Annotated in this window: 23 protein-coding genes and 1 tRNA gene; 9 read left to right on the top strand and 15 right to left on the bottom strand. The window is 59.3% G+C overall.

The genetic code is table 11. The features are described from left to right. Positions 1-4 precede the first annotated feature (4 nt). Positions 5-1,897 (bottom strand): diguanylate cyclase domain-containing protein, encoded by a 1,893-nt coding sequence (locus RT688_RS17355; protein ID WP_313706098.1) that lies wholly within the window; start codon positions 1,895-1,897, stop codon positions 5-7. 233 nt (positions 1,898-2,130) lie between these two features. Here RT688_RS17355 and RT688_RS17350 point away from each other — a divergent pair, with 233 nt between their 5' ends. Then, positions 2,131-2,502, top strand: a complete 372-nt coding sequence (locus RT688_RS17350; protein WP_313706097.1) for a YbaN family protein — start codon at positions 2,131-2,133, stop codon at positions 2,500-2,502. A 4-nt stretch (positions 2,503-2,506) separates the two neighbouring features. On the opposite strand, the gene RT688_RS17345 is transcribed toward RT688_RS17350, so the two are convergent. Beyond that, positions 2,507-2,887 (bottom strand): hypothetical protein, encoded by a 381-nt coding sequence (locus tag RT688_RS17345; RefSeq protein ID WP_313706096.1) that lies wholly within the window; start codon positions 2,885-2,887, stop codon positions 2,507-2,509. 102 nt (positions 2,888-2,989) lie between these two features. On the opposite strand from RT688_RS17345, the gene RT688_RS17340 reads away from it, so the two are divergent. The 7 genes from RT688_RS17340 to RT688_RS17310 all read left to right on the top strand — a co-directional run bounded on the left by RT688_RS17340 (position 2,990) and on the right by RT688_RS17310 (position 9,272). Beyond that, positions 2,990-3,937: a ribonuclease Z gene (locus RT688_RS17340; protein WP_313706095.1), complete on the top strand. Its 948-nt coding sequence runs from the start codon at positions 2,990-2,992 to the stop codon at positions 3,935-3,937. A gap of 219 nt (positions 3,938-4,156) precedes the next feature. Next, positions 4,157-4,780 (top strand): c-type cytochrome, encoded by a 624-nt coding sequence (locus RT688_RS17335; protein ID WP_313706123.1) that lies wholly within the window; start codon positions 4,157-4,159, stop codon positions 4,778-4,780. Further along, entirely contained in the window at positions 4,777-6,075 is a 1,299-nt protein-coding gene (locus tag RT688_RS17330; RefSeq protein ID WP_313706094.1) for a c-type cytochrome, read from the top strand. The genes RT688_RS17335 and RT688_RS17330 overlap by 4 nt, the downstream gene beginning before the upstream one ends. A gap of 49 nt (positions 6,076-6,124) precedes the next feature. Further along, the gene (locus tag RT688_RS17325; RefSeq protein ID WP_313706093.1) at positions 6,125-6,298 is read left to right on the top strand and encodes a hypothetical protein; all 174 of its coding nucleotides are present in this window, start codon (positions 6,125-6,127) and stop codon (positions 6,296-6,298) included. 1 nt (position 6,299) lies between these two features. Continuing rightward, positions 6,300-6,863: a cytochrome C oxidase subunit II gene (locus RT688_RS17320; RefSeq protein ID WP_313706092.1), complete on the top strand. Its 564-nt coding sequence runs from the start codon at positions 6,300-6,302 to the stop codon at positions 6,861-6,863. Then, a complete protein-coding gene (locus RT688_RS17315; RefSeq protein ID WP_313706091.1) occupies positions 6,850-8,481 on the top strand; it encodes a b(o/a)3-type cytochrome-c oxidase subunit 1 in 1,632 nt (543 codons plus the stop codon). The genes RT688_RS17320 and RT688_RS17315 overlap by 14 nt, the downstream gene beginning before the upstream one ends. Further along, positions 8,478-9,272, top strand: coding sequence for a c-type cytochrome (locus RT688_RS17310; protein WP_313706090.1), 795 nt, complete (start codon positions 8,478-8,480; stop codon positions 9,270-9,272). The genes RT688_RS17315 and RT688_RS17310 overlap by 4 nt, the downstream gene beginning before the upstream one ends. 18 nt (positions 9,273-9,290) lie before the next feature. Here the strand turns inward: RT688_RS17310 and RT688_RS17305 are convergent, their stop codons facing one another. From RT688_RS17305 to RT688_RS17265, 9 genes are all read right to left on the bottom strand, one after another. Then, entirely contained in the window at positions 9,291-11,879 is a 2,589-nt protein-coding gene (locus tag RT688_RS17305; protein ID WP_313706089.1) for an EAL domain-containing protein, read from the bottom strand. 376 nt (positions 11,880-12,255) lie between these two features. After that, positions 12,256-12,591: a hypothetical protein gene (locus RT688_RS17300; protein WP_313706088.1), complete on the bottom strand. Its 336-nt coding sequence runs from the start codon at positions 12,589-12,591 to the stop codon at positions 12,256-12,258. A 413-nt stretch (positions 12,592-13,004) separates the two neighbouring features. After that, the gene (locus RT688_RS17295; RefSeq protein WP_313706087.1) at positions 13,005-14,204 is read right to left on the bottom strand and encodes a GIY-YIG nuclease family protein; all 1,200 of its coding nucleotides are present in this window, start codon (positions 14,202-14,204) and stop codon (positions 13,005-13,007) included. Beyond that, positions 14,197-16,317: a DEAD/DEAH box helicase gene (locus tag RT688_RS17290; RefSeq protein WP_313706086.1), complete on the bottom strand. Its 2,121-nt coding sequence runs from the start codon at positions 16,315-16,317 to the stop codon at positions 14,197-14,199. The genes RT688_RS17295 and RT688_RS17290 overlap by 8 nt, the downstream gene beginning before the upstream one ends. Then, positions 16,314-19,130 (bottom strand): DNA methyltransferase, encoded by a 2,817-nt coding sequence (locus RT688_RS17285; protein WP_313706085.1) that lies wholly within the window; start codon positions 19,128-19,130, stop codon positions 16,314-16,316. Before RT688_RS17285 ends, RT688_RS17290 begins: the two co-directional genes overlap by 4 nt. Before the next feature lie 41 nt (positions 19,131-19,171). Further along, complete coding sequence (locus RT688_RS17280; RefSeq protein WP_313706084.1) at positions 19,172-19,750, bottom strand: recombinase family protein; 579 nt, start codon at positions 19,748-19,750, stop codon at positions 19,172-19,174. A gap of 248 nt (positions 19,751-19,998) precedes the next feature. Continuing rightward, positions 19,999-20,583 (bottom strand): hypothetical protein, encoded by a 585-nt coding sequence (locus tag RT688_RS17275; RefSeq protein ID WP_313706083.1) that lies wholly within the window; start codon positions 20,581-20,583, stop codon positions 19,999-20,001. An 821-nt stretch (positions 20,584-21,404) separates the two neighbouring features. Beyond that, positions 21,405-22,220 carry a plasmid replication initiator TrfA gene (gene trfA / locus RT688_RS17270; protein WP_313706122.1) on the bottom strand — a complete coding sequence of 272 codons (816 nt, stop codon included), beginning with the start codon at positions 22,218-22,220 and terminating at the stop codon, positions 21,405-21,407. A 78-nt stretch (positions 22,221-22,298) separates the two neighbouring features. After that, complete coding sequence (locus RT688_RS17265) at positions 22,299-22,529, bottom strand: DNA-binding protein (protein WP_313706082.1); 231 nt, start codon at positions 22,527-22,529, stop codon at positions 22,299-22,301. Between the two features lie 81 nt (positions 22,530-22,610). Between RT688_RS17265 and RT688_RS17260 the strand changes: the two genes are divergently transcribed. Then, complete coding sequence (locus tag RT688_RS17260) at positions 22,611-23,582, top strand: helix-turn-helix domain-containing protein (RefSeq protein WP_313706081.1); 972 nt, start codon at positions 22,611-22,613, stop codon at positions 23,580-23,582. A 23-nt stretch (positions 23,583-23,605) separates the two neighbouring features. On the opposite strand, the gene RT688_RS17255 is transcribed toward RT688_RS17260, so the two are convergent. From RT688_RS17255 to RT688_RS17240, 4 genes are all read right to left on the bottom strand, one after another. Further along, positions 23,606-24,142, bottom strand: a complete 537-nt coding sequence (locus RT688_RS17255) for a hypothetical protein (RefSeq protein WP_313706080.1) — start codon at positions 24,140-24,142, stop codon at positions 23,606-23,608. A gap of 62 nt (positions 24,143-24,204) precedes the next feature. Further along, positions 24,205-25,287 (bottom strand): site-specific integrase, encoded by a 1,083-nt coding sequence (locus tag RT688_RS17250; RefSeq protein WP_313706079.1) that lies wholly within the window; start codon positions 25,285-25,287, stop codon positions 24,205-24,207. Between the two features lie 106 nt (positions 25,288-25,393). Then, a tRNA-Ile gene (locus tag RT688_RS17245) sits at positions 25,394-25,472 on the bottom strand. Between the two features lie 131 nt (positions 25,473-25,603). After that, positions 25,604-26,231: sigma-70 family RNA polymerase sigma factor (locus tag RT688_RS17240; RefSeq protein ID WP_313706078.1), on the bottom strand; the 628-nt coding region annotated here is incomplete at its 5' end.

The raw sequence follows: 26,231 nt of genomic DNA, 5'->3' as shown, positions 1-26,231 counted from the left end.
TGAATTAAGCGACGAGCCGTTCGGCGACGCGCCCGCGTCCACCCAGCTTGGCTTCGTACATGGCCAGGTCGGCGTGGTGCAGCAAGGCCTCGGCGTCCGTGGCCGAGTCCGGGTACACGGCCACGCCGAGGCTGCCCGAGATATGCAGGGTCGCCGCATCGAGTGCGAAGGGACGGTTCAGCGCCGCCAGGATCTCCTCGGCGACGCGGCGGGCATCGGTCGCGGCGGCGATGCGCGGCAGCAGCACGACGAACTCGTCGCCGCCGAGGCGCGCCAGGGTGTCGGAGGCGCGCAGGGCGCCGCGCACCCGCGTCGCGACCTGTTGCAGCAGCACGTCGCCGACCGCGTGGCCATAGGTGTCGTTGACCGGCTTGAACTTGTCGAGATCGAAGAAGATGACCGCCAGCTTGTGCTTTTCGCGCTGGGCGGTCAACAGGGCCTGGGCCAGGCGGTCGCCGAACAGCAGGCGGTTCGGCAGGCCGGTCAGCATGTCGTGGTAGGCCTGGTGGCGGATCTCGTCTTCCTGCAGCTTGCGGGTGTCGATGTCGGCGACGGTGCCGACGATGCGCAGTGGGCGCCCGCCCGGCCCGCGCTCGACCACCCGGCCGCGCGCCAGGATCCAGCGCCAGTTGCCATTGCCCAGCCGGGTACGGTACTGGCCCTGGTAATGCGCGGTAACGCCGTGCAGGTGCTCGTCGAGTCCGCTCAGCACGGCGTCGACGTCCTCGGGATGGGCCATCGCGCGGAAGGCGTTGCGATCGAAAGGCAGCAGGCTGCCGGAGGCGTCGACGATGCCCCGGGCGCTCGGCGACAGCGTGATCATGCCGCTGGCGAAGCTGTAGTCCCAGACGCCCTCGCCGGCGGCATTCAGCGCCAGCTTCCAGCGCATCTCGGCGGCGGCCAGCGCGGCCACGGCGTGGCGCCGGCTGTCGGCCGCGGTGAACGCGGCCCAGCCGCCCAGCACCAGCAGCAGCGATACCGCGCAGCCGGTGGCGACCAGCAGCGAACGCTGGCCCGCGTAGCGCGCCTGGGCATCCGCCACGGCCTGGCCGACCGTCACCACCAGCCCGTATTCGGGCAGGGTGCGCCAGCCGTAGTAGCGCTCGATGCCGTCCATGCGGCTGACACGGTGGAAGGTGCCCCAGGGGCCGCTGCCCGGGATATACGGTGCACCGGACAGCGTGCGGCCGCTGTCGCGGGTCACTTCCCCGCGTGTGGTGCGCGCCACGACGATGCCACCGTCGCGCACCAGGGCGATCGAGGCATTCTCGCCGAGGTCGATGGTGTCGTAGAAGCGCGAGAAGTAGGAGGGGGCGACGGCGGCGATGATCACGCCGGCCAGGCTGCCGTCCTCGCGGTAGATCGGGCGCGTGAACTGGACCGACCACAGGCCGGAGACGCGGCCCTTGAGCGGCCGGCCGATCACGAGCCGGTCGCTGCCGCCGGCATCGAGCTGGGCGCGCACGTGGGCGCGATCGCTCAGGTCGATCCGGCGCGAAACGTCGCCGACGCTGGAAAACACGGCGATGCCCTTGTCGTCGGTGACGATCATGTTGACCAGCAGATGGCCCTGCAAATGGGTGTTGAGTTCGTTGACGATGGCGCGGAACTGGTCCGGGTTGCGCAGCCAGCTCAGGCGCAACTGGCTCAGCGACAGGTCGATCGAGGTGACGGTCGAGCGCACTTCCTCGGCAAAGGCATGCGCCAGGTTCTGGACGTTGCGGTTGCTTTCGTCACGCGCGGTGGCGTGCAATTCGACCTGGGCGCGGGCGATCAGCAGCCAGACCACCGGCAACGCGACCAGCAGGAAAAGCGCCAGGCGCAGCAGCACGGCGCGCCGAAAGTAAGGGCGCGCGGCGCGGACGAAACGCAGCGAAGTGTCGATCTGATGGGGCATGGCCGGGAACGACCCGGCAGCATGAGGGTCGGCTGAATGACAGTTGACGAAAAATTACCTATAAATTGTATAGTCGACGTATCTTTGCGGCAAGTCAAACCGGGTGAAGTGTTGTTTCAATGCACATTTAATGTCCGCGCGGAATGAAATATTCTTTCATTTTATTTCCCTGATGAAATTATCTTTCATGGACATGCGCTCGTGCATAATGCAGGTTCACCTCTCCCAAGCCGATGAAACTCCTCCTTAACATCGCTGGCGTGCTGGCCCTTGTGCTCGCGATCCTCGGCCTGTTCCTGCCGCTGCTGCCGACCACGCCCTTCCTGCTGCTGGCCTCGGCCTGCTTCGCGCGCGGCTCGGATCGCCTGCACGGCTGGCTGGTCAATCACCGCGTGTTCGGCGTCTACCTGCGCAATTTCGAGGCGGGCAACGGGATTCCGCTGCGGGCCAAGATCGTCGCCTCGGTCATGATGTGGAGTTCGCTCGTGGTGGCGGTCATCCGCTTCGAGCACCTGGGGCTGCGCATCGCCCTGGTAGCGGTCGGGTGCAGCGTCAGCCTGTACCTGTGGCGGTACTTGCCGACGCTGCGCACCGTCGCGCGCTGAAGCCCTACCGGCGTGCGCCGGCGTCGTCGGCGATCGACTGCGCCACGCCCTCCTCGACGTCGATCAGGAAGCGCGCCCCGGCCCCGGACAAGGCCAGGCTCGGCGCCGCCAGCTCCAGCAAACACGCCAGCATCGGCCGGAACCAGCCGGTATCGCTGCCGAGCTCGGGATGGGCATGGGTGTCGGACAGGTAGATCACCGCGCGCGTCACCATGTTGGGGTCGCGCCCGAGCAGCTCCACGTACTCGGCATGCTGGGTGGCCTCCTGCGCCAGCCGGTGGGTGACGGTCTCGAGAATATCCTGGGAGGCGCCCTGGGTCCGGGCCAGCAGGATGCGCGCCAGTGCGGCGCAGGCGTCGTCGAGTTCTTGGGTAAGCAGGTGCATGATTCCTTCGTGGTGGGTTCGAGTCGTGACGCTCGGCACGACTATGCCGGGTTCAGCCCTTTGACCGATAATCGTAAGCGATATCCACGACCGGCGAACAGCATGGAATTTCAATTTCTCGGCACCTCGGCAGGCACCCCGACCCGCGCCCGCAACGTCACCGGCCTGGCGCTGCGCGCGCCCGGCGGCAAGGCATGGTACCTGGTCGACTGCGGCGAGGCCACCCAGCACCGCATCCTGCGCACCGGCTATTCGCTGATGACGCTGGGCGCGGTCTTCGTCACCCACATCCACGGCGACCACTGCTACGGCCTGCCCGGCCTGCTCGCCAGCGCCGGCATGCTGGGTCGCACCGCGCCGCTCCTGATCGTCGCTCCGCCCTCGGTGCGGCGCTTCGTGCAGGCCGTGTGCGAGACGAGCGAGCTGACGCTTCCCTACCCGCTCGAATTCGTCGACGTCGAGGAAGCGATGGACATCGACCGCCTGCCCGACGTGCACGTGCGCGCCACCGCGCTGTCGCACCGCGTGCCGACCTTCGCCTACAGTTTCACCGAAAAACAGATCGAGCGGCGTCTGGATGTGGACAAGCTGCGCCGCGACGGCATCGCTTCCGGTCCCGGCTGGGGGCGCCTGCAGGCGGGCGAGGACATCGTACTGCCCGACGGCACGCTTGTCCGCAGCGCCGACTACCTGCTGCGGCCGCGCGCGGCGCGCAAGCTCATCGTCGCCGGCGACAACGACACCCCGTCCCTGCTGGCGGCGCAGGCATCGAACGCCGACGTGCTGGTCCACGAAGCCACCTACACCCAGGCGGTCCTGGAAAAGATCGGGCCGGGACCGCAGCACAGCTCGGCGCAGATGGTTGCCGCCTTTGCCCGCGAAGCGAAGCTGCCGAACCTGGTGCTGACCCACTTCAGCCCGCGCTACCACGACCTGGGCGAGATCGAGGCGGAAGCACGCAGCGAGTACGAAGGCAGGCTGTTCCTGGCGCGCGACCTGCAGCGTTATGCGCTGGACCGGCACGGGGCACTCGCGCTCGTTCCCGACTGAACCGCTCTCGCCGGCCGCCGCGTTACCGCTGCGTGCGCCATGTTCATGACCGATGTGCTAACTTTCTTGCCAATCCTTCCCAAACCGGGCCGAACAATGTAGAAGACGCTGCGGGAGTGTCCCTTGAAGATTTCCCCTGGTTCACTTTTATTGGTTCTATTGGCATCGCCGCTCGCTGCCCTGGCGCAGAACACGGCGGCCGACCGTATCCCCGACACCATGGAAGCGCGGGTGGCGGCCTGCGTCGGCTGCCACGGCGTCGCCGGGCGCGGCGTCGAAAACGTCTATTTTCCCCGCCTTGCCGGCAAGCCCGCCGGCTACCTCTACAACCAGCTGGTCGCCTTCCGCGATGGGCGCCGCAAGTACGTTCCCATGAACTACCTGCTGGCCTACCTGCCCGACGCCTACCTGTTCAAGATGGCCGAGCACTTCGCGGCCCAGAACCCGCCGCCGCTGGCCCAGCCGCCGGTGAAGGCCTCGGCCCAGCAACTCGGCGAAGGCCAGCGCATCGTCACGCAGGGGGTGCCGGGCAAGCGCCTGCCGGCCTGCGCCGCCTGCCACGGCGCCGACCTGGCCGGGCGCGAACCCGGCATCCCGGGCCTGCTGGGCCTGCGCGCCGACTACGTCAGCGCCCAGCTCGGCGCCTGGCGCTACGGCGTGCGCACCGCCCTCGCCCCCGACTGCATGCAGGTGGTCGCCTCGACCCTGAGCGAGGCCGAGGTGGCGGCGGTGGCGGCCTACCTGGCCTCGCTGCCGGTGACGAATGTCCGCCCCGCCAAGGCCAGCGCAGCCCGCCTGCCGCTCGCCTGCGGCAGCCAGCCCCTGCAGGAGGCGCGCCGATGAACCCGATCCGACTCTTCAAGCTTGTCGCCGGCTGGCTGGCGCCGCTGTTGCTGCTGGCGGCGGCGCAGACGCCCTCGCTGGCGCAACAGGCGGCAAAGCCTGCTGCCCAGCCCACGCGCAATGCCCAGCAGGCGCTGATCGAGCGCGGCAAGTACCTGGCCCAGGCCGGCGACTGCATCGCCTGCCACACCGTCCCCGGCGGCAAGATCTTCGCCGGCAACCGGGCCATGCCCACGCCTTTCGGTACCCTGTACGCGCCGAACATCACGCCCGACCCGGAAACCGGCATCGGCAAGTGGAGCGCCGACGACTTCTTCAAGATGATGCGCACCGGCCGCTCGCGCAACGGCGACCTGCTCTACCCGGCCATGCCCTTCGCCAGCTACACCAAGGTCACGCGCGCCGACACCGACGCCATCTACGCCTACCTGCGCTCGGTGCCGGCGGTGCGCCAGGCCTCGCGCCAGCACGACCTGCGCTTCCCCTACAACAACCGGGCCCTGCTGATCGGCTGGCGCACCCTGTATTTCAAGGAAGGCGAATACGTCCCCGACAAGACCAAGTCGGCCGAATGGAACCGCGGCGCCTACCTGGTCGAGGGCCTGGGCCACTGCGCGATGTGCCATACCCCGATCAACGCGCTCGGCGGCTCTTCGCAGGAACGCGCCTTCCAGGGTGGCCTGATCCCGATGCAGAACTGGTACGCGCCCTCGCTCACCTCGAACAAGGAAGCGGGCCTGGGCAACTGGGAAATCCAGGACATCATCGACCTGCTGCAAAAGGGCGTGTCGAACCGCGGCACGGTCTATGGTCCGATGGCCGAGGTCACTTTCAACAGCCTGCAATTCCTGACCACCGAGGACGTGCGCGCGATGGCGGTCTACCTGAAGAGCCTGCCGGCCGACCAGCCGCTCGCCACCGACCCGGCGGCGGCGCCGGCGCGCGCCAACGTCACCCAGCAGTTCACACAGGGCAAGCGCATCTACGACGCCCAGTGCGCGAACTGCCATGGCGCCCAGGGACGCGGCAAGCTGCCGCACTACCCGCCGCTGGCCGCCAACCAGTCGATCACGATGACGTCCGCCGTCAACCCGATCCGCATGGTGCTCAACGGCGGCTATCCGCCCGGCACCCGGCGCAACCCGATGCCCTATGGAATGCCGCCGTTCGCCCATTCGCTGTCCGATGACGACATCGCGGCGGTGGTCACTTACATCCGCACCGCCTGGGGCAACCGCGGCGCGCCGGTGAGCGTGCGCGAAGTGAACGACTTGCGTGCGGCGACAGTGGAATAAGGCGGTTGGATACAAGGCTTGAACAAGTCAACGTGATCGAGGAGCGTGCATGATTCTGGAACCGATGGAGCGGGATGCCAGCCACGACCAGGCGCGGGTCGACGCCGTGGTGGCACGGGGCCCGGGTGGCGCCTTTGCGGTGGCGGGCCTGGCGGTGGCCATCGTGCTGGCGATCTGGGTCGCCTTCTACGTCCTGGTGTACCTGGCGCGCGGAGGCGACTGAGATGGCGACCCACCCCTCTTCCGCCGGCGCGGCGGTTGCCCACGCGGCCGAATCGCGCTGGGCGATCCTGGTCGGCCTGATCATCGCCTTTTTGGTCGGCATGATCGCCTACATGAGCGTGCACTGGGCCGCGATGCCGCCGGTGCGCACCGAGACCATCGACCCCGGCACCCTGCACATCTCGGGCGAATTCATCGAGACCAACCTGGGTTCGGTGGCCGAAGCCGACGGCACGGTGACGGTGCGGGTGCTGGCCAACCAGTATTCGTTCACGCCCTCCTGCCTGCTGGTGCCGAAGGACACGCCGATCCACATCCGCGGCACCGCGGCCGACGTCGTGCACGGCTTCTCCATGGGCCAGAGCAACGTCAACCTGATGCTCGTCCCCGGCTACATCTCGAACTTCCGCACCAAATTCGAGAACACCGGCGAGCACATGATGCCCTGCCACGAATACTGCGGCGTCGGCCACGCCGCAATGTGGGCGCGCGTGAAGATCATCGAGAAGGCCGAGTTCATGCGCCAGGCCGCCGGCGGAAGGAGGTTGAGCTGTGCTGAACAATGACACCAAACGCCTCATCCTGGCGCATTTCTGGATTGCCTTCATCGCCTTCTTCGTCGCCTTGCTGCTGGGCGAATGGCAGATGTACATCCGCAGCCCGCTGCGCGACTGGATCGGCAACCCCGAACTGTACTACCGCGCCGTCACCGCCCACGGCTCGGCCATGGGCTACGTGTTCCCGACCCTGGTCGCCATGGGCTTCGGCTACGCCATCGTCGAGCTTGCCCTGAAACAAAGCCTGGTCGGGCGGCGCTGGGCCTGGATCGGCTTCTTCCTGGTCGTGATCGGCACGGTCACGGCCATGGTGCCGGTCTCGATGGGCCTGGCCACCGTGCTCTACACCTTCTATCCGCCCCTGATCGGCAATGCCTTCTACTACATCGGCGTGGTGCTGGTGGTGGTCGGCTCCTGGATCTGGGTGGCGCTGATGTCGGTCAACCTGCGCGTCTGGAAGCGGGCCAACCCGGGCGCTTCGGTGCCGCTGCCGATGTTCGCCAACCTTGCCGGCGCCTACTTGTGGGCCTGGACCTCGCTCGGCGCCGCGATCGAGATCCTGTTCATGATCCTGCCGGTGGCGCTCGGCTTCAAGTCGACCATCGACGCCGGCCTGGCGCGGGTGTTCTTCTCCTGGACCCTGCACGCCATCGTCTACTTCTGGCTGATGCCAGCCTACATCGCCTTCTACACCCTGGTGCCGCGCGCGATCGGCGGGCGCCTGTACAGCGACAGGATGGCGCGCATCTCGTTCATCCTGTTCCTGGTGTTCTCGATGCCGATCGGCGTGCACCACCTGTTCCAGGACCCGCAGGTCGGCTCCGGCGTGAAATTCCTGCACGCCGTATTCACCGGCATGGTCTCGGTGCCGACTTTACTCACCATCTTCACCATCACGGCATCCGTCGAGATCGCCGGACGCCTGCGCGGCGGCAAGGGCGCCTTCGGCTGGGTCAAGGCCCTGCCCTGGCAGAACCCGATGATGCTGGCGGTGGCCTTTTCCTTCATCCTGCTCGGCTTCGGCGGCGCGGGCGGCCTGATCAACATGAGCTACCAGCTCGACTTCGCCGTGCACAACACCCAATGGATCACCGGCCACTTCCACCTGATCTTCGGCGGCGCCATCGTCATCATGTACTTCGCGCTGGCCTACGATTTGTGGCCGCACCTGACCGGCAAGCAGCTCGCCAGCGGCCGCCTGATGCGCACCCAACTGTGGCTATGGTTCATCGGCATGATCGTGCTCACCTTCCCGTGGCACGTGGTCGGCATCCTCGGCATGCCGCGCAGGATGGCCTATTTCGACTACAGCAATCCGGAAATCGCACCGCAGGCGCTGGCCGTGATCATCACCTTCGTCGGCGGCCTGATCCTGGTGATTTCCGGCCTGCTGTTCCTGTTGGTGCTGCTCGGCGGGCACCGCGGCCTGCGCATCGAACTGCCGGACTTCCGCTTCAGCCAGGCGGCCCATAACGAAGGCCGGCTGCCGGCGGCACTCAACAGCTACGCACTGTGGCTGGCCTTGATGATCGGCCTGTCGATCGTGAACTACGGCTACCCGATCAGCCAGCTGATGGCGCTCAAGCAAACCTCGGTGCCGGCCGTGCCGGTGGGGAGCCAGCCATGACCACGGAGAAAACGTTTTCGTTCAGGAACCGCTGGTTCACCGTCAGCGTCGGCATCCTGGCCCTCATCGCCCTGCTCGCCGCGCTGGTCGGCTTCGTCTGGCTGCCCAAGGCGCACGCGCGCAACGCCATGGCCAGCCTGTGGGAAGCCATCTGCAGCGCCGCCGGCGCTCCCGCACCCTTCCAGGGCGCAGGCTTGCCGGCCGAGCAGCAGCGCTTTCCGACCAGCGTGATCGTCAACGCGAACATGATGGACGTGAACGGCGGCGCCTCGATCGGCAAGGGCGCCACGCTGGCGATGGCCTGCACCATGTGCCACGGCGCGCGCGGCACCAGCCCGGCCGGCACGCCGCACCTGGCGGGGCAGCCGGCCTCGGCCACCTACAAGCAGCTGCGCGACTTCGCTTCCGGCCACCGGCCGAGCGCCATCATGCGCCCGCTGGTCATGGAACTGAGCGACCAGGACATGCGCGACCTGGCCGCTTATTACGCGTCGCTCGAGCGCGAACGCATCGCCGACATCGCACCCTCGGTCCACGAAACGCCGCGCCTGGTGCGCAACGGCGATCCGATGCGCAGCATCGGCGCCTGCTCGTCCTGCCACAGCCCGCATGCGCGGCGCCCGGCCACGCCGGTGCTGGAGGGGATCTCGGAAACCTACCTGCGCGACCAGCTGCATGCCTTCCGCGATGGCCGCCGCGCCAACGACATCAACCGGCAAATGCGCAACGCCGTGCGCAAGCTGAGCGACGCCGAGATCGCGGAGCTGGCGAAGTACTACGCGGCGCGCTGAACGGGGTCGGTCGCAGGCTCATGCGAACAGCGCCGGCCTCGCGTCGATCCTTTGCTCGATCGCATTGCGCAGCTGTCCGGCGCTCACCGGCGGACTGAAGAAATACCCCTGGAACTGGTCGCAGCGGTGTTCGCGCAGGAAGGCCAGCTGCTCCTCGGTTTCGACGCCTTCGGCGATCACCTTCAACTGCATCGTGTGCGCCAGCGCGATCACGGCGCAGACGATCGCCGCGTCGTCGGCGTCGGTGGTCAGGTCGCGCACGAACGAGCGGTCGATCTTCAGTGCGTGGATCGGGAAGCGCTTCAGGTAGCTCAGGCTGGAGTGGCCGGTGCCGAAGTCGTCGATCGACAGGCTGACGCCCATGTCGCTCAGCTCCTGCAAGGTGGCGGTGGCGCCGGCCGGGTCGGCCATGACGACGCTTTCCGTGATCTCGAGTTCGAGCTGGGCCGCGTCGCAACCGGTCTCGGCCAGGATCTGGCCGACCAGCTGCACCAGGTTTTGCTGGTGGAACTGGCGCGCCGACAGGTTCACGGCCACGGTCATGGGCGGAAGGCCGGCATTGCGCCAAGCGACGATCTGCTCGCAGGCGGCGCGCAGCACCCAGGCGCCGATCTGGACGATCAGCCCGGTCTCCTCCGCGATCGGGATGAACTCGGCCGGCCCGACCGGTTCGCCGCCCGGCGGTTTCCAGCGCAGCAGCGCCTCGACGCCGACCTGCTCGCCGGTGGCCAGGTCGATCTGCGGCTGGTAGTGCAGTTCGAACTCGTGCCGCTCCAGCGCACGGCGCAGGCCGCTCTCCATGCACAGGCGTTCGAGCGTGCGCGCGTTCATTTCCTCGGTATAAAACTGGAAATTGCCCCGGCCCAGTTCCTTGGCGCGGTACATGGCCGCGTCGGCATTCTTCAGCAAGGCATTGCTGTCGACACCGTCGCGCGGATAGATGCTGATGCCGATGCTGCCGACCGGCGAGAACTCGTGGCCGAGCACGTTCATCGGCAGCAGCAGGGCCTCCAGCAGCTTGGCCGACAGCACCGCCGCGCCGTCGGCGTCTTCCAGGTCGGGCATCAGGACCACGAATTCGTCGCCGCCGAGCCGGGCCACGGTATCGCCTTCGCGCACGATGCCGGACAAGCGCCGGCCGGCCTCGACGATCACGTGGTCGCCGGCTTCGTGGCCGAGGCTGTCGTTGATGGTTTTAAAACGGTCGAGGTCGATGAACAGGATCGCCACCTGGTGGCCGCTGCGGTGCGCCATCGCCAGCGCCTGGTCGAGCCGGTCCATCAGCAGGCTGCGGTTGGCCAAACCCGTGAGCACGTCGTGGCTGGCCAGGTGGCGCAGCTCGTGCTCGTACTGCTTGCGGCGAGCGATGTCCTCGATCACGATCATCAGGTTGACGTCGCCGCGGCTGGAGACCATGCGCGACACCGCCACGTTGACCCAGACCGGCTGCCCGTCCTTGCGCACGTAGCGCTTCTCGATCGCGTAGCTCGGTATCGCGCCCGAGAGCAGCATGCGCAGCGGCGCCTCGCTGGCCGGCAGTTCCTGGTCGAGCGACATCTGGCGGAAGTTCATTGCCTTCAGCTCCTCCTCGCTATAGCCGACGATGTCCTGGAACTTGCGGTTGGCGCGCAGCCAGCGTCCATCCGGCGCCGCCTGGGCCAGGCCGACCGCGGCGTGGTCAAAAGCGATGCGGAAGCGCTCCTCGCTGTCGTGCAGGGCGGCCTTGGCGCGCATCGGCGCAGTCAGGTCTTCGGCGATCAGGAGCAGCAAGTCTTCGCCGTCGAGCCAGACGCGCGACAGCGCGCAGCGCAGGTAGCGCGGCTGGCCGTCCGGCGCCTCGGGCTCCAGCGTCAGCATCAACTCCTCGCGGTGGTACGGCGCCAGCAGCGCGACCTCGATGGCCGCGCGCAGTTCGGGCTGGGGCAGGAAATCGATGTCCACGCTGGGCGGCACGGCCACGCCCAGCATCGTGCACATCGCGGGGTTGATGGTGCGGACCTGGCGCGTGGCGTCGACCACCATCACGCCCGAAGGCAGGCTGGTGAGCACCTGCTCGGCGTAGTTCTTCAGCCCGGACAACTCGATGCGCCCGGCCTGCTCGTAGGTGTCGAGCGCCAGGCTCATGTCCAGGCAGATCAGTTTCAGCAAGGCGTCGTAGGTCGGCTGGTATTTCTCGGGCGTGCCCGCCAGCGCCTGGCGCAGCACCGGCGCCAACTCGGCGAGATACTTGCGGTAGGCGCCGATGTACCAGCGGATCTCCAGCCCGACGTGCTGGTGCACCAGGCCGACCCGCACCCGGTTGCGTTCATAGTCCTCGTCGTAATCGCCGACGGTGAGGGTATCGAAGTAGGCGGCCTGCAGGTGCTTCAGGCGGGCAAAGGTATGGCAGTCGTCGAGCAGCGACTGCAGGCGCGGAAAGCGCAGCAGGTGGTCGTAGAAGGACACGACCACCTCGGACTGGTGGGCTTGCAGGTAGGGATGGACCTCGCGCAGGAGTTGGGCGTCTTGGTCGGTGAATTCGAGGTAGTCGCGGTACTGGCGGGAAGTCTCGGGGTCGGGCGCCATCAGGTCGGTCATGGCGTCGATGTCGAATTTTTTTCTTTTCATTGCTAGCTGAGGGCGCCGGAGCGACGCGATTGGATTACGCGGACGCAAGGATGACCCAGGCCCCGATGGCCAGTCCTTGCGGTAGATCAAACAATTTCCTATGAACTACGAAAGTTGAATCCAGGTATTTACGCGCCGATAGCGTGGCCGAGCGAATCGGGCACTGGACAATGCGAGCAAGTCCCGCGTCGCAGCTCTTCCTGTGCAAATACGCCCGCGCCTGCGTCTGCCATGCATTGTGCAGCCCCAAGCCAGCTCGGCCGGGATGGCGTACTGTGACTGACGGCTCGCCGGATTGCTCCGTCATGCAAATACCTCATCGCATTTCCCTGCTCCTGCTGTCGCTGAGCCTGACCGCGGCACACGCCGCCCCTGCTTATCCAGAATCCCGGGTCACCGTGTCATTGCGCGCAGAACATTCGCCGGTGCTCGCGCTCGCGGTATCGGAACGCGTCGACGCGGCGACAGCGCCGGCCGGCAAGACGCGCGGGATCGCAAACAGAAAGCCCATGAGCATGCCGCTGACACAAAAACCGAAACCCCAGAGCAAGGCGACAGCGACGTGAAACTTTGGCGCGAGCACGCCACCGGCGATCACGACGACCATGCCGATTGCGAAGATGTTCAGCAATACACGGGGAACGTGGCTGCGCTCATGGGAGCGGCGCTCGTCCTCTTCCTTAGCGGTGAGCTTGGTAAGCGGGTTGCGCATGACTTCGCCGGCACAGTATCGGCACGGAGGATTGATCGCAGGAGGAGCGCACAAGTTCCTCGGCCAAGGCAGTCTCGGCACATTGGCCGGCGCACATGCAAAAGCCCAGCCGATGAGGGCTGGGCCGGATGATCATGTAGTGGTAGGCCTCCCCGGAGTCGAACCGGGCACCAACGGATTATGAGTTTGCTAGCAAAACTACGTCCGTAGGTAAATCGAGGTCAAGTAAGCGAAGGTTGGTGAAGGCGATAGTATACAACGAATCAATGAGTTAGCGAAATTTACGTAAAATCAGGGAAAGGTACGGTTGTACCGCTGGTGTACCGTAGTACCTTAGTTCCTTAACACCTACTCAAACAAGTGACCAGTACGGCCAACATCGACAGAGCTGCCAGTACAACATCCGTGCACCCCTAGGGCAATGGTCGAGACAGGCGCGCATTTTTAGGGTCATACACTAAATCTGTGATTGACCCATCACGGATGTGCCGAACCGCTTCATCAATGACATGAAGGGGCACGAGAAACCACTCCCTCGGGTTGACTGACTGTCCGAAGCGGTCTTCGATGGTCAAGTAGATCTGCGCTGCACCGAACAGGCGATGGAAAATATTTTCCAGCTTCGTTCTATTCAGGTTGTGCAGCTTGTAGGTAGCAACAATTTCGACGCCTGCCAGTAGGTAAGTAGCATCCTTATCAGCGCCTGCTATGCGGGTCTCAACACTGCCGCCGGTCACGCCGATCTTGTGGATCAGCTCGCGATGCTCTGCAACGAATGGATGGTTGGAGAGGCTGCGCAGCACATAGATGGTGCCCGTTTCGATGTCGTCAGGTTCCGCCGCGCTACCAAACAGCGGCCCGTCGTCTTTGCGAATGAGACGGCGACCCACCGGCGTGTCGCCATCAGGGTAAAGCGAGCGGGACAGCGAGCGCAGCAATAAGTCGCTCTCCGTTTGATTGTCAAAAATCACACGCAGGCGAGGATTGTCGCGCCCGTCCTTCGTCTTGCCGCCTTCATGCATTTCGGCGACGTAGGCGATCTGGCCGCCAATGATGAAGAAATCGCCTACCTCGATACTGGCGTTTTTCATGAACGGTTTCGTCATCCAGGCAGCGTTTTTGAGGCCGTCTTTGGCTTCATCGAACATCCGCTTGAAGCGATCAAAATCCTTGCAAAGCGTACGGTTGGCGATCTCCTCCGCCGCCTTGATTTCGACGTAAGGGCGCACATTGCGAAGCACAGTAATGTCGTTATCGCTAGCAGCGGCGCCCCCCACTCCCAGTTCGGCCAGTAGGGCGTCCTCGTCCAGCGCATTTACATCGATCTGATTCGCAGTCGTTCCAGCCAAAAGTCCGGGGCTATCCATCAGCCCCAGCAGTGTCCGCGCCTCGGGTAACTTGCGAACTTGGTCCAGACGCACTGCATACAGACGCTCGAATACGTCGCGTTCTTCGCCATGCTGTGGAATACGGCCGTGCGTCTGATAGAAGCGCAGAATGTCCTCGAACCCTGCGATGATGCGCTCCTCACGCGGCGTACGGCCAGAAGTCTTCAGCGGGGCAACCTCTACGCCCAACGCATCCAGTAGTTCGTCATCGTCCATTTCAGCCATTGGTCGGCTCCCCTTGTGCCTGTGCCGCCTTGGCTTGCGCCCGGTAACGTGCCAATGCCGCGACACCTTCAGCCATACGCTTTTCCCACAGGTCGGCGGAATTAATGTCTGGCAGGCGACCGCGCTCCTGCTTGAACAGCAGGGCGCGCTTAGCTAGCTCGCGCGCTTCATCTTCAGGAATGCTGACTTTCTTCGCCGCGATGCTGGCCTGTACCTGGCGCAAGGACTTTTCATCCATCGCCTTTGCTAGCACGGCATAGGCCGCGTCGAATGGGTTGATGCGATCAATCAGGTCAATATCCAAGTCGCGCACATTGACGAACTTGCGCACGCCATCAAGTAAAGCAGTATTGCCCTGTGCGGCTCCGCTGCCATTGGCGTCCGCCTGGGCCAATGCCAGTTTAGCTTGCTGGGTGATATTCATGGCGGCGATGGCGTGCTGGCGAATCGCTTCCTGGTCGGCCTCGCTCAACTCCGGATAACGCTCGCGCACGATTTTCCCCATGCGTAGCTGGGTGAGTTCTTCAGGGAGGGTATTTTCCTTATCGAACAAACCGCGCTCCAACACGGTTTTATCCTGTAAGAAATTGGTGACGACTTCGTTCAAGTCTTCCTTGCAGATGCGCGTGGCCTCAGCGCTTTTCGGCGTTGCCAGTCCATTGATTTCGATATGAATCTGCCCAGTTTCTTTGTTGACGCCGATGTTGTGACCGCCTTCTTTGTATCCGTCCTCTCCGTAGTCAAAGCCGTCCTTTTTGCCGGCATCTTTGGGCGTGAACTCATAGCGCGGCGCCAGTACCTGCTCCATCAACAAACTAGCCGAAATGGCCTTCAGCATGTCGTTCACGGCCTCGGCAACAGCGCTTTGCTCGGCCGTGGGTTCAGCAATCAGGTTGGTAAAGCGTGCCTGCTCTTTACCTTTTGCGTCGCGGGTAGCACGACCAATGATCTGTACGATTTCGGTCAGGCTGCTGCGGTAGCCGACGGTCAATGCGTGTTCACACCAGATCCAGTCGAAGCCTTCCTTTGCCATGCCTAAGGCAATAATGACATCCACATGATCGCGATTGTCTTTCTGCGCCGGGTCTTTCAATGCAGCGAGCACCTTAGAACGCTTGGCCGGATCGCTATCGTCCACCAGATCCGCCACCTTCAGGGTGCGGCCGTCATGTCCCTGCACCAGGTGAAAGCCCGTAGCCGAATCAACACCTTTCCACTCGCCCAATGCGTGCATGATGCGATCTACCTCGCCCTGCTTATCCTTGAGGCTTTCGCGTGCATTCACGTTCGGAATATGAACGATAGTTTTCAATGCCGGGTCCAGCACCTTGGCGATGGCGTCGACGTAAGGGCCAGTGTAGAAAAAGTAACCGATGTTGAGGCACTTGAGCCAGTGATAGCCGTTGAGCTGTTCATAGTAGGTGTAGGTGACCGTCTCGAATTTCGCCTCATCCACCGGCTCCAGAACTGCCTCACTGTCACCACGGAAGTAAGAGCCGGTCATGGCGACCAAATGCACCTTGTCGCGGGCGATGAACGCGCCTAGCTGACTACCCAGCTTGTTATCCGGATTGCTGGAGACATGGTGGAACTCGTCAATGGCGATTAGGCGATTGTCGAAAGCCTGCACCCCCAGCTCTTCCACCGCAAAGCGGAAGGTGGCATGGGTGCAGACCAGCACCTTGTCTGCACTCTCCAAAAATTTGCGCACGGCCTCCACCTTGGACTTGGCTACGCGGGGCTCATCCATGCCCGGCGCATTGCACAGGTTCCACTGCGGCGCCACCTGCCAGTCCCAGTAAAAACCGTGCTGACTCAGCGGCTCGTCGGCAAAGCTGCTGCCGATGGAGCGCTCCGGCACTACGATGATGGCCTGCTGTAAGTCTTGGTTGTTGAGCTTGTCTAGTGCAATGAACATCAGCGCCCGGGATTTACCCGAGGCTGGAGGCGATTTAATTAATAGGTATTGCTCGCCGCGCTTGGCGTAGGCTCGCTCCTGCATCGTACGCATACCAAATTCGTTGGCTTTGCTAGAGGCCCCGGTGCGCGTCGTGGCAATGGATACCGATGGAATGGTGTAGGCATTGGTCGGATTGCCGGCTTGTTCGCTCATGCTGCTTTCTTTCCTCTAGTAGTTTTAGTGACAGGCTTACCCTTGGCTGCACCGGCCGTCATTTTCGTATATAACTCAAACAGTTTTTCCAATCGCTCGGTATCGTTCTTGAATCGGCGGCCGATGTAGATACGTTCCAATACCTCGTCGTTACGCTCGTGGGCGCGACGCAAATTTTCGGGCATCGTGTCTGGGTCATACAAGTCCGCAATGGTGGCCGGGAAGTGCGCCTCTCGGGCCAAGAGAATGTCTTCTGCGCAGCGCGACAGGTCCGCTTTCATCGTCTCCGTCAGCGTTGGTACAGGAAAGGTGTTCCACCCGAGAGTGTTTGAATACGAAAAATCGGTGCGCATCCGCACGCAAACAGTGCCAATCCAGACCCAGTGGAGACGCGAGGCGATCAGGGCCATGTTCCAAAGGGGAGCATCGTATATGGCAAAGTTTCGATCACCGATTACAGCTCCTGAACTCATAAGCCCGACCGGCAAATAAGGTCGGTTTTCCGAACTTACACGGGGTGTGACGATAACGCATTTATTTGCTAGACGAGGCGTCTTAAACTGATGGGACCTAGCCGCAAGACTTCTTGCATAAGCATCTTTACTGTTGAGACGGGCATTTCGAACTAACTCGATTTGTTTTACCAAAGCAGGTTCTTCTTGAGCTTCAGCAAGGTAGTCGTCAGCAATCCAGATGCAGTAACGCGTTTCACCATTGATGAATTCTTTTGATCCATAAAATTGCTTAATGAATTTCTCGCGAGACCTTTCCGAGAGCTTCATACCTTCAATTTGGTAAGGCAAAAGTGTCAGATGACCACCATCATCTGCTTTGTTTCCAAAGTCCATTACGCTAACCTCAGTCAGCGGCCTCATTGCTTTGTCTACAATAATATTTGGCCCGGCAACAAGATATGCGTTGATATTCGCCACGTCCTTAGCAATAGACTTCCCGTCATCGGTTATTGAATACAGCTTACGAATTTGCCCCAGTTGACTTGAAATGCCTACGATAACTACGGTGACTCCTGCTTTATGACTTGCTAAATTTGACCACTTAAAACTAGTATGGGCGAACGAAATTTCATATCCTGTCTCAAATATCAACGGCCAAAGAAAAGGGACTTGCTGGCCCTGGCAAATCGAATTAGTCGATACAAACGCAGCCGTAACTTTACTCTTGGTGCCATAGTCGGCTGCCTTCATAAACCAACCTGCAACGTAGTCTAATGACTTCCAATTTGTGGTGCGGGACGCAAAGACGCTTCCCAAATCCGCTTTTTGTTCATCGGTCTGCCAAGTAGAGCCGAGATAGGGCGGATTGCCGCAAATGTATGTCTCGCCGCCGTCGTTATCGAAGTCGATCTCTGCTTGATTCAATGGGGAACCAAACAAATCGTCCGCAACCAACTTAACGCCAGTCCCAGTCGGTGGGCAGATGCTTAACCAATCCAGTTTCAGTGCATTGCCGCAAACGATCCAGTTCTGCGCATCTAGCGGTAAAAACTCCGCTAGCGCATCCTTTTGCCCGCGATATAGCACATCGCACTGGAATTCGGTAATGATGAGAGCCAAGCGCGCAATCTCCGCCGGAAACTCGCGCAGCTCGATGCCGCGAAAATTAGTCAGTGGTATCGAGCTGTTAAGATGGGCTTCGCCCCGACGGCGGTTGATTTCCGCCTCGATCTCGCGCATTTGCTTGTAAGCGATGACCAAAAAGTTGCCCGATCCGCAGGCTGGGTCGAACACTCGAATGTGCGCCATACGCTTGCGTAGATTCAGTAACTTGATCTTGTTGTCGCCCGCTTCTGCCAGCTGCGCGCGCAATTCATCCAAGAATAATGGGTTCAGCACTTTCAGTATGTTGGGCACGCTGGTGTAGTGCATACCCAATGCGCCGCGCTCATTGTCATCAGCCACGGCCTGAATCATGCTACCGAAGATGTCGGGATTGATTTCCTTCCAGCTAAGGTTTCCGGCATGCAGCAGATAGGTGCGCGCCATGCGGGTAAAGCGCGGTACCTCGGTGCTTCCTGAAAATAGGCCGCCGTTCACATAAGGGAATTGGTCTGCCCAGCTACGGATATTTTCGGCTTCGCGGTGTCGATTATCCAACTTGCCATCGTGCCGCGTAGGAGTATTCATAGCGCGGAATATCTCGGACAGAACCGTAGAGGTGTTGCTGCCGTCGCGCTCAGTCATCTGCTCCACTGTCTTGGTGAACAAGCCAGTGCCGTTAAAGATGTCCGTATCCTCGGCAAAGAAGCAGAAGATCAAGCGCGCCATAAAGTGGTTCATGTCGGCGCGACGCTCATCAGTCGCCCAATCCGGATTCTCGCGCAGGAGCTCGACGTACAGCTTGTTTAGACGCCCAGTAGCGCGCACGTCGATAGGGTTGTCCTTAATCTCCTTGATAGTGGAGATTCCCGCCAGCGGTAGGAAGAAACCAAAGTGATTCGGAAAATCCTGATACGCAGACGAGATGGTCTCACCGTTAGCGATTTCTTCCGCCTCAAGCGTCTGGCCATCGGTAGCCAGAATGAATTTCGCCTTAGCTTTTATCGTGGCAGGGCTCGCCTTTAATTCCTTGAAAGTGTCACCCACGGCGCCGGCTTCGCAGACCGCGATATGAATGTGATTGCGAAGAAGCACTCCATTAGGCAAATCGGAAGCATTATTGTTGCCCGTCCGTAGCCGCTTGAGGGTGATGTCCTTATGGCCGAAGGCGGCTAGGAACGTAAAGGGGAATTCCGAGGCGTTGAATGGCTCATCAGCCAGTTCCGATATAGCCTGTTCAATTTCTACTGCGTTCATGGAGCGTCTTGCCTATCTGATGTTTTTTCCCGCGTGTCCGACTATGACTCATGGGATGATGTTGTGCTGCGCGCAGACACCTTGTAGATGGTTGTTCGCGAAACCTTGTAGCGTTCTGCAATCTGACTGATCGGGATAGTGGGATCAGACATGAGCCGCTTGATCTCGCGAATTTGTCGAGTATCAAGTTTCGGCTTGCGCCCACCAGCCCGGCCGCGCGTACGCGCAGCGGCCAGGCCGGCTCGCGTACGCTCCCGAATCAGGTTACGCTCAAATTCTGCCAGCGCGGCGAACACATGAAAGATCAACTTCCCAGCCGCACTGGTTGTCTCGATCTTTTCAGTGATGCTCTCGAAGCCAATCCCTTTGGCTTCCAGCTCGGCGATAATATGCACCAAGTCAGGCAGACTACGGCCAAGCCGATCCAGCCGCCAGACAACGAGGGCATCACCAGCACGTAAAGCCTTGAGACAATGATCCAGCTCGGGGCGGTCGCCTGATTTTCCGCTCGCTTTTTCTTCATAGATCGACTCGACCCTTGCAAGCCGCAGTGCATCACGCTGCAAGTCCAGGTTCTGGTCATCTGTGGAAACTCTGGCGTAGCCAATACGTTGATTCATGAACAGTAGCCGGACGTTGAAAAATTGACGGGAATTTTAACAGCCAACGGCTGATTCCGACAGTCATTATTGGCATAACGTCAGTGTCCCGAAAACCACCGTTTTCTGAACATAGAACAGGAAAATTGCATCAACGGTAAGGCCGCTGTGCCAGCAGTCGAAAACGGCCACACATACATACCGGTCATGCACCAAGTCTCAGAGCCAGCCCTGCTTATCTCTTAGCCTTCACTTACAAGATTGTCTTTTTAGCCACCGATGTCGGCGCTTGATAGCACCGGCTGGCCGCTGAGGTCACTGAAGGTCGCCTCGCACTTCGGCGATGCGTTTCGGTTTGTGCAGTACCAAAACTTCCCATGCCGCCCTTCCTTTGGCATAAGTGATCCTGTTCCGCAGCTAGGACATGACTGTGCTGTCTGATTTTTTGTTTCCATATACGTTGTGACCTTGGCCTTCGCGCTTGAAGTGAACTGCAACGGCAACCTTTCTAGGAAAATTCTGTTGCGCTCACGCATAAGACGGTTAGCCTCACCTATGTCGGCTGGTACTGGCAACGTGAATGCCAACCACTCCCGTAAGTAGTCGAGAACTCCAATAACCATTTGCTGCTCAGCACGGTCTTTCTCAACCTGGCGACCAAGTCGGTTAATCGCAGTCGAAATTCGCGCCTCAACTTCAGACAGATAGTCAATTTCCTCCTGTTGTCGCAGGAAGTCCGTAATTGCTGAGCGTATCAGATGCCCTGTTGGCAATCCGATTGCCTCGGCCCGCTTCTCGATCTGTTCCCTTTGATCGTTGTCTAATCGTACAGAATAAGTTCGTTTGACAGCCATGTAGGCTCCTATGATCTGTATTGCTATCGCGTCCTGCAATTGCAACACGTTAACGAAAAATGCAATACGCACCTAAGCTACGTATAGCGATGGATAAGCTCAAAAATCATCTCAAACGCAATACCCCTTTATGTTCCACTAGAAAAAAACAAATATTTTTTGAAATACGAGAGACTGTAAACCAGAGTTGCCGTTTAGATACGAAGTAGTGAAGGTTACAAAGTAGGCTACAAGCGGGCTACATATAGACTACAAGCAGGCTACACATTGATACTAGTGGCCCCTTACCGAGCCTATGAAGCATCATGTTGCTTCTGAACACATGGCAAGAAAGCATCACGAAGTTCCCAAGTATCATAAAAGTACCAAAGAGATATCAAGAAGATAGCAACGGGATACCAAGAAGATAGCAATGGGTACCAAGAAGATAGCAAATTGGTACCAAGAAGATAGCATTGGAATACCAAGGGATAGCAAGGGGATACCATACCGGCACCATTTGGCGTCATTGAGAGTCATTCTAGTTAGGTGACCGGATGTTTCTATCTACAAGAAAAACTGGCACTCACAGAAGTCCTGCCTCCGGCTTGTCGGTGCTCTTCAGCCAGGTTTAAATATATGGTTAAGACTGGTTAATGAAATCATTAACTTCCGCGAAACGCAGGCCTAGTGCAGGATCCGGCAAATTCCCCGTACCTCATAGGGCGTTAAATTTGTACTCCAAAGATCCCTCTCACGAACTTCATAGGGCGCCCATCCGTACTTCAAAGGTCGGTACTGTGTACTCCAAAGGTCGGTAGCAGAGAGTCCACTATGAATGATCACCGTCTTCGCACGTGTACTAAGTCATTAATAATTTCCCAATCATCAAGAAATCCGACACTTTTTAGTTCAATCAAAGCCGTCGTCATCAGCTGCTTGAATTTCCTTGGGGTGTCAGTAGTACAGCCAGCTCCTTTATGGAGAGTGCTCAACTTGATGGGCAACGGATCGCGATGCGACGCTAAGTAGCCGTGCATCCATGTCGCAAGGCCGGACGGCAACGCTAGCCGCTGAGCCCACTGCAGATGGGTAAAATGCACGTCTCCGAATAGCTCAACCAACTCAGGTGCCACCCAGGCCCGCCACTTCTTCAGTCGTGATCCTGTGGCTTCGTTCTGCCATTCAAATTTCGGTATCATCGACAGGCTCACGCCTCGCATTAGGCGCTTGGAGTACACTGAAAGCGAATTTGCTTGCAAACGGCGGAGACTATCTAACAGCCGTACGACATGCTGATGATTGGGCTTTGATTTTGTCCGTCTCAGAGCCTGGACCATACTGTACGCAGTGAACTCAACTGGACTGCCTAATGGTACAGCTCTCGCTAAGTGAATTAGTTGCAGCCAGACGAGCTCATCGTTTTGCCGTAGTTCCTTTCCTGTGTACGTGACGCGCGCAGACCGTCCAATCACCGCTATTTCTTCGTTTTCATAATATCGTCGTGGCTGGTTTCGGTTTCTTGCATTGAACAATGCGGAACGTAGCAATTCGTTAGGCATACACCGAAGTTCCTCGCCCCATGAAGGGAGCTGACGGTCAACAGAAAAGTCTGGTGCCTGCGAAGTACGAGGACGACTTTTCGAACGCTCTTCCATACCTCGGACTATGGCCAGCAAGTCATCCGTGCGTTTAGTTGCAACGTCCCCGATCAAACGTGAACTCATGAGTCAGTTTCAGTTCTGAAGAGAAGATCCGCCATCAAGCAGGCGAGCCACTTCCGTTGTCCTGAAATACAGTCGCCGCCCAATCTTCAACTTAGCCATATTGATTTGCTGTGCGAACTCTCCGTTCGAGCGCAGGTACATGCGGACCGCTTCGGGCGACCGATTAAGAATGTCGGCGAGTCCTGCCAATGGCATGAGAGGTCCAAAACGTCCAACTAGGTTTTCTTCGATTGTCATCATTTAGCGTCATCCTTTACGTAAATTACGCTTGCATGATGCCGCTGAGAAAAGATACCATGTGGCAAATTTGTTAGAATCTAGTTGACGATGCCTTACCAAAATGCGCGCGTAGTCGCGAACAAACAGCCCGGATCTGAATTTGCAACCGTCGCGCGGACTTCGACTGTCACTGCACAAAGGATGAACAGTGGACATCCTTATCTGTGGTGTTTTTGCAAATTCTGCGGCCAGCAAACTGAATATGCCATAGCCCGTGAAGCAGTTAAGGTATTTAGGAAGATTAGTAATGGCGCAATAGAGGTCCAAGTATCGGACGATATGTTGGCCAATGCCGAGACATCAGCGAACGATCTAGCTGCCATCTATGAAAAACTACTCAATGACACCGAAGAAATTTACGCCGCTGGGAAAATGCTATTGGATTATTGCGACGTTCGTGAAATGGGTGGAGACTTTTCAGTCGAGTCATTTCGCGATCAGGTAAGGTCTTATTGCCTATTGGTGGAGTGGGCTAGACATGGGGACATAGCTGGAGCCGCTCGACTTCCAGGCAAGACAAAAGGTGCTCAGAGGCCCAGCAAGCTATATTGCGAATTGCACTACCCTGGGCGCAGCGATGACGCACGACGTGCGTATCAAAGAGATCGCAGATTCGTCGCCGATTATGAGGAACTGATACGGATCATCTGGGCACAATATGCCGGCCGCTTGCGGCAATGGAACATTGATGATCACACCATGGTTCGAAATGCTGCCTATCACCAACTAAGATTGATGAAGGCGCCCACGCGAATACTCGATGACTGCTTCAAAACAAAAGAACTCAAAAGTCGATGCATTGCCCCAACAGCAACCGTCAAGCCGATGGAAGACTATTATTCAGTAGCCCGAACTGCTTTTGAGAAGATACGAAGCCTGGCAGAAGAAAAGGACTGGATTAACGAAATGAAGGATCACAGGATCGTTAACCAATCCGAAATTGCCCGTCGACTTGGCATAAATCGCCAGGCCGTGTCAGCGGCAATAAAAAAACGCAATCTTCAAATAAGTTAACTGTTTTAGAAATTTTATGAGAACTACTTCTTGGCGGCCTCTCCTTCCCGATCCCACTCATCTTCTGGATATGCGACGATGTGCGTAAATGGTGAGGCAGATCGAAGTGCGAGCGGCCAGCCGCTCTCATTGTCTGAGAGAATAAAATCTCGAGCGCTAACCGGAGATCCTTCAAGAAGCTGCTTCCATATCGGGCTATACATTCCATTTAGCCCTTTGTTTTCCCACAACTGAATCATCTCCATAGCTTTACGCATAATGAAGTGTGCGGGTTGCCCACCCTCTGCAAGTAGATCGAATACTTTGCGGTGAAACTCAAGGGTTGCATTATCCCGTTCAGCCTTCTCTGCCCGAGCCTCACGCCTTAGCCTCAACAGTTCATCTCGCGACTTCGACTGCTCATCCCTAAACGCGTTTAGTTTCGAAAAGGCAGGCTCATACGCGGGCGGTAGACCAGCTGCATCCGCTAGTGACACAGATTCTTTTACGGACTTACTTATCCTGTCTAAAGAATCAGAACCTAACAGCAAGTTTTCTAAGCTACAGTGTCGCTTTTCCATCAGATGTTCCTTTCGGTGGCAATTTCTATCTAATGCTGCGTTAGCAAAATCATTCCTAAAAGTTAACTTTGCAACGACCGCTTAACACTGTCGAGCTTTTCAACTAAGTCCTCCGCTCGCAGATGGGTATATCGACGCAGCATTTGCATCGACTTGTGCCCACTGATGGATGCGACTTCTTGATCGCTTAACCCTGCCTCAACTAGCCGACTAACGGCCTCATGGCGAAGGTCATGAAACTTGAAATCACTTACGCCCACAGCTTTTTTGATATCGCCCCATGCTTTGTTGAAATTATAAGACCTGCGCTTCCCATCTTTGCCTGGTTCTCCGAAAAAGACGAGCTCAGTACTATCCGGGCGCGCTGGATTATTTAGCGCGAATCTGAAATTCTCAGTGGCGTTTTTGGAAAGCGGAACCGTACGCGGCAACGTATTCTTCGTCTCGATCAGGCGCACGATACGACGGTCGAGGTCAACTTGCGAACAACGTAATGTAGCGATCTCTGATGAGCGCATTCCCGTCTCAATGGCTATACGAACGATCCATCCCAGCATTGGATTTGAATACGCATCTATCGCTGCTAACAAGCGTATTTCTTCATTAGCGCTCAGCCGGCGGTTGCGGCCAGGTCCAGGTGAAGGACGGCGCAAGTTCAGCATGGGGTTAAAGGGCAGACCAAGCCCCCACTCTTTCACGGCTACGGTAAATAGGTGCCCCATCAATGCTAATTCTAAGCGCACAGTATTTGTTGAACGGGGCTGAGGCTTCCCATCCTTCATCCGGTCTTTACCCGCAAGGCGTAAGTCACGATACTCTGCAATCAGCTCAGTTGTGATTGCGGCAAGGGAATATTTACCGAAAAAAGCAACAAGTGGGGTAGCACGCGGCCTTTCCGCGTTTTGTGTAAGCGGCCGCTTAGTCGGCGTTACTTCGGCTAGATAGCGCTTCATAGCCGCCTCAAAGGTCATCCGTTCGGATGGGCTGCGCTGAATGAACAGCCCGCGCACCATCTCATCCTCGGTCCGCCGAGACCAGTCTTCCGCGTCCTTTTTTAGTCGGAAGGTTTTGGCCGTTGTCGGCCACCCAGCCTTCCGAATGACTGCCTTCCACGTTCCTGATGGGGTCTTAACGATCGTTGCCACGTAGGTTTAGTACTCTCAAAATTTGCTTACCGTACCGAGATTGTACCGACATGCCTAGCGGAAAGTAAAAAAGGACTTAGGTTTTCACCTAAGTCCTTGATTATATTGGTAGGCCTCCCCGGAGTCGAACCGGGCACCAACGGATTATGAGTCCGCTGCTCTAACCAGGCATGAGCTAGAGGCCCAGAAATCGGGACAGTGGCTAGAAGAGATCTCGCCACCCGCACCAGCGGCGCGGAACCGTGAAGCAGAGTGGCGAGAGGATATTGCTTTTACACTAGAGCCGTCAAGCTTTCAATGGGTTTCAGCCGAACAATCAGCTGCTGCCCTCGAGGAAGCTCTTCAGCTTGTCGGAACGCGACGGGTGGCGCAACTTGCGCAGGGCCTTGGCTTCGATCTGGCGGATGCGCTCGCGGGTGACGTCGAACTGCTTGCCGACCTCTTCCAGCGTGTGATCCGTGGACATCTCGATGCCGAAGCGCATGCGCAGCACCTTGGCTTCGCGCGGGGTCAGCGAGTCCAGCACGTCCTTCACCACGCCGCGCATCGAGGCGTGCAGGGCCGCGTCGGACGGGGCCAGCGTGTTGTTGTCCTCGATGAAGTCGCCCAGGTGCGAATCGTCGTCGTCGCCGATCGGGGTTTCCATCGAAATCGGCTCTTTCGCGATCTTCATGATCTTCCGGATTTTGTCTTCCGGCATTTCCATCTTGATCGCCAGCGTCGCCGGGTCCGGCTCGGCGCCCGTCTCCTGCAGGATCTGGCGCGAGATGCGGTTCATCTTGTTGATGGTCTCGATCATGTGCACCGGGATACGGATGGTGCGCGCCTGGTCAGCGATCGAGCGAGTGATGGCCTGGCGGATCCACCACGTCGCATAGGTCGAGAATTTATAACCGCGGCGGTATTCGAACTTGTCCACCGCCTTCATCAGGCCGATGTTGCCT

Source organism: Massilia sp., from assembly GCF_032106685.1.
Lineage (GTDB): Bacteria > Pseudomonadota > Gammaproteobacteria > Burkholderiales > Burkholderiaceae_D > Telluria.
The sequence above is the reverse complement of the archived record's forward strand: the minus strand, read 5'-3'. Positions and strand labels throughout refer to the sequence as shown.

Excerpts from the sequence above, each read along its gene's own strand:
- trfA (WP_313706122.1), bottom strand. The coding sequence starts at position 22,220 with ATGGAAGAGCGTTCGAAAAGTCGTCCTCGTACTTCGCAGGCACCAGAC.
- RT688_RS17255 (WP_313706080.1), bottom strand. The coding sequence starts at position 24,142 with ATGGAAAAGCGACACTGTAGCTTAGAAAACTTGCTGTTAGGTTCTGAT.
- RT688_RS17320 (WP_313706092.1), top strand. The coding sequence starts at position 6,300 with ATGGCGACCCACCCCTCTTCCGCCGGCGCGGCGGTTGCCCACGCGGCC.
- RT688_RS17355 (WP_313706098.1), bottom strand. The coding sequence starts at position 1,897 with ATGCCCCATCAGATCGACACTTCGCTGCGTTTCGTCCGCGCCGCGCGC.
- RT688_RS17300 (WP_313706088.1), bottom strand. The coding sequence starts at position 12,591 with ATGCGCAACCCGCTTACCAAGCTCACCGCTAAGGAAGAGGACGAGCGC.
- RT688_RS17350 (WP_313706097.1), top strand. The coding sequence starts at position 2,131 with ATGAAACTCCTCCTTAACATCGCTGGCGTGCTGGCCCTTGTGCTCGCG.
- RT688_RS17290 (WP_313706086.1), bottom strand. The coding sequence starts at position 16,317 with ATGAGCGAACAAGCCGGCAATCCGACCAATGCCTACACCATTCCATCG.
- RT688_RS17325 (WP_313706093.1), top strand. The coding sequence starts at position 6,125 with ATGATTCTGGAACCGATGGAGCGGGATGCCAGCCACGACCAGGCGCGG.
- RT688_RS17275 (WP_313706083.1), bottom strand. The coding sequence starts at position 20,583 with ATGGCTGTCAAACGAACTTATTCTGTACGATTAGACAACGATCAAAGG.
- RT688_RS17305 (WP_313706089.1), bottom strand. The coding sequence starts at position 11,879 with ATGAAAAGAAAAAAATTCGACATCGACGCCATGACCGACCTGATGGCG.
- RT688_RS17310 (WP_313706090.1), top strand. The coding sequence starts at position 8,478 with ATGACCACGGAGAAAACGTTTTCGTTCAGGAACCGCTGGTTCACCGTC.
- RT688_RS17285 (WP_313706085.1), bottom strand. The coding sequence starts at position 19,130 with ATGAACGCAGTAGAAATTGAACAGGCTATATCGGAACTGGCTGATGAG.
- RT688_RS17340 (WP_313706095.1), top strand. The coding sequence starts at position 2,990 with ATGGAATTTCAATTTCTCGGCACCTCGGCAGGCACCCCGACCCGCGCC.
- RT688_RS17345 (WP_313706096.1), bottom strand. The coding sequence starts at position 2,887 with ATGCACCTGCTTACCCAAGAACTCGACGACGCCTGCGCCGCACTGGCG.
- RT688_RS17265 (WP_313706082.1), bottom strand. The coding sequence starts at position 22,529 with ATGATGACAATCGAAGAAAACCTAGTTGGACGTTTTGGACCTCTCATG.
- RT688_RS17295 (WP_313706087.1), bottom strand. The coding sequence starts at position 14,204 with ATGGCTGAAATGGACGATGACGAACTACTGGATGCGTTGGGCGTAGAG.
- RT688_RS17280 (WP_313706084.1), bottom strand. The coding sequence starts at position 19,750 with ATGAATCAACGTATTGGCTACGCCAGAGTTTCCACAGATGACCAGAAC.
- RT688_RS17335 (WP_313706123.1), top strand. The coding sequence starts at position 4,157 with ATGGAAGCGCGGGTGGCGGCCTGCGTCGGCTGCCACGGCGTCGCCGGG.
- RT688_RS17330 (WP_313706094.1), top strand. The coding sequence starts at position 4,777 with ATGAACCCGATCCGACTCTTCAAGCTTGTCGCCGGCTGGCTGGCGCCG.